The organism is Bacillus hominis (genome assembly GCF_018332515.1).
Lineage (GTDB): Bacteria > Bacillota > Bacilli > Bacillales > Bacillaceae_G > Bacillus_A > Bacillus_A hominis.
This window is the reverse complement of record NZ_BOQD01000384.1, coordinates 1-2,633: the sequence shown is the minus strand read 5'-3', so window position 1 is coordinate 2,633 and position 2,633 is coordinate 1. Positions and strand designations below refer to the sequence as shown.

At 33.0% G+C, this 2,633-nt stretch carries 2 protein-coding genes and 2 pseudogenes; 1 reads left to right on the top strand and 3 read right to left on the bottom strand.

All coding sequences use genetic code 11. From position 1 onward, the window contains the following. Positions 1 to 4: 4 nt before the first annotated feature. Positions 5 to 426 (top strand): annotated as a pseudogene (locus KI356_RS25335) (hypothetical protein). Positions 427 to 529: 103 nt separating this feature from the next. Here the strand turns inward: KI356_RS25335 and KI356_RS25330 are convergent. The 3 genes and pseudogenes from KI356_RS25330 to KI356_RS25320 all read right to left on the bottom strand — a co-directional run. Continuing rightward, positions 530 to 1,777, bottom strand: a complete 1,248-nt coding sequence (locus tag KI356_RS25330; RefSeq protein WP_128280332.1) for a glutathionylspermidine synthase family protein — start codon at positions 1,775 to 1,777, stop codon at positions 530 to 532. Between the two features lie 20 nt (positions 1,778 to 1,797). Then, entirely contained in the window at positions 1,798 to 2,403 is a 606-nt protein-coding gene (locus KI356_RS25325) for a hypothetical protein (protein WP_128280333.1), read from the bottom strand. Between the two features lie 98 nt (positions 2,404 to 2,501). Further along, a pseudogene (locus KI356_RS25320) lies at positions 2,502 to 2,633 on the bottom strand (GNAT family N-acetyltransferase); the annotation flags it as partial.

Below are 2,633 nucleotides of genomic sequence, written 5' to 3'. Positions count from 1 at the left end.
TTTCATATTAGGAATGATTAGCTTAAGTGGTTGTACTTTTTCTAATAATGAATATGAAGATTTTTGGGTGTTAGAAAAGTCTAGATATAACGAAGGTGGATATGGTCCTTCAAACTTATACGAAAAAGCACAAGAAGATCCAACTATGATCCATTACTCAAATGATAGCATTAGTGAAGGAAAGAGAATGGTATATTTAGCATTTGGGGAAAAGTATAAAAATGATAAAATTACAGTAAAAGAAGTTAAAGACGAAAAAGATACATCGGTTATCGTCTTACGTATTGAAAAAAACAAAGGAAAAGATAAAAACCCTGTTATGTATATCGGTGTGCCTAAACTTAGAGATTCTATTAAAATTGTAGATGAAGATGGTAAGAAAATTTTGAAATGAAACAAAATGAAAGCGTTACATCACAGCAATGAAAAACTTTCACTCTAGCAATCTTAATTTAAACTTTATACTCATATGAAAGAGCGCATTACAAATGATGCGCTCTTTGTTAATTACCTTTTAATTCAACTGTTGCTATCCTTCAATCGTAACTCCAGTAAACATTGATAAATTCCCTGTTATTCTTTCACCTACTCGTAAAAACAGTCCAGCGGCCCTTCCGCTAATACAATGAGAACCGATAAGTAGTTTACCAGTATACGGTCCATCCCACGTATCAATTGTATAGTCAGGCATGTCTACATATTGCTGATATATTTTTCGTTGTTCAAAATAATACTCTGTTTGATCTTCAGCTAATAGTTCATCATTTTCATAGATAGATACTCCGCCGCCTTCGCGGCCAAATAATGGTTTTGAAACATAAGATTCTTTTCTTTCTAAAAATCGTTTATTTGTAAAATACGTTGGAAGGAAATATTTCTTAATGATCTCTCGTTCTTCTTTGTCAAAGAAAACTTCATCTTCATAAAGTTGCCAAATTAATGCGAGCATACCTTTATTTTGCATAACAAAAGCAGCTGGTGGGTTAATAATTTGCACCCTTCCTTGTGCGATATGATCTAAAAATTGCAGACCAATTCTTTTACCATTTTTATCAGTATCTACAACTAAATATTCAATTGGATATAAACGATATAAGTATTTAATTTTATCGCCTGCCGGAGTGTATATTCCATCATCTGCAACAACGATATTTTGTATTCCTACATAATCGGTTTGTTGTTGTAAGCAATAACTTCTTAAAAACTGAACTGTTTGATGATCTTCATCATGCCAATCGTAGCTTGTAAAATAAATCGTTTCGTCAGGGCTTACTTTGTAATCATGTTTAATTTGTTCCCAAGCTTGCACAATATGTTCTTCAATATGATTCGGATGATTCACATCGTGATAACGACACAATACTTCATTAGCAACAGATGGTTCTAAATATCCAGTCGGAGTATCGCAATTTACTTCAATTAATTTAATAACGTCATGATTTACAATGAAATCGAATCTTGTAAAATATGAGAATAAACCAGCCTGTTTCATTCTTCCAATTTCCCACGTTTCTGGCGGAAATCCGAGTTGTTGAAATTGCTCTGGGGTATTTGTAATGTATTGATATGTTTTATATAACACATACATAATTTCTTCCGTCGCTTTAGAAATTGCAGTATATGTACGTACTGGCATCCGGTACATACCAGTTGCCATATATTGATTCCATTCTTCATTCTCTAAAAGACTTGGCCACGTAAATCCATTTCTACTAGCCTCTTCTGCAAGAGAAAACCATATTTTCATATAAGCTTCCTGTTCTTGTTCTGTATACATTTCTCCATTATCCTTTCAAATTAGGATCCAGCTGGTGCTTTTGCGTTTCCAATTCCACTTGAACCAGAATTCACTTTCGGTGTTTGCGTAGTAGATGATTTTGACGTGTTTGAATCTGTTGTTACTTTATTTGAACTATTCGGTTGTTCTTTATTTAAATCCACTTTCTTTGAAGAATCATTATTGCTACTAGTGCCACCGTAATACCCACCACCACTGCCACCACTTCTTCGCTCATCCTTTTCACGGTATGGGATAATATTATTTGTATATGGCTTCTTTATAAGATTTGGTTTCGCAGTACTATACATATTCGACGTCTTACTTGCTAATAAATATCCAGCAACGAACGGAAGTATTGGCAGATGGGAGCTCTCATTATTAAATGAAGCAGGTGAATTATTATCTCTACATAATTCTTCTTTTTCTATATTTTCTGTCGTTGGCGCTTTATCATCACAATTTAATGTTTCTTGTTCGCTTTCTTGCTTCGTACCATCTGTTTTTACCGCACTACTTTCTTTTTGTGCGCTCTCTTCATCATTATCAGCACATCCTGTTAATAAAAAAGATGACACTCCTATTGAAGCTGCAATTTTCACAAATTTGCTTTTATCCATTCTCATGTGTTATACACCTAATTTCTATTTATCTATATTTTTCCAATTATTTTTATTATATACTGTATATATCATTTTTTTCAAACTAAACTAAATATGTAAAATTACATATTTCGCATACTTTTAAACTGTTCATTCTCAAGATAGCAATGAAATCTTTCCACCCCCGGATATTTTTCTCCCAGACTTTTAATCTTAAACCTACACTTTTTATAAAATCCGACTGCCTCTGTATC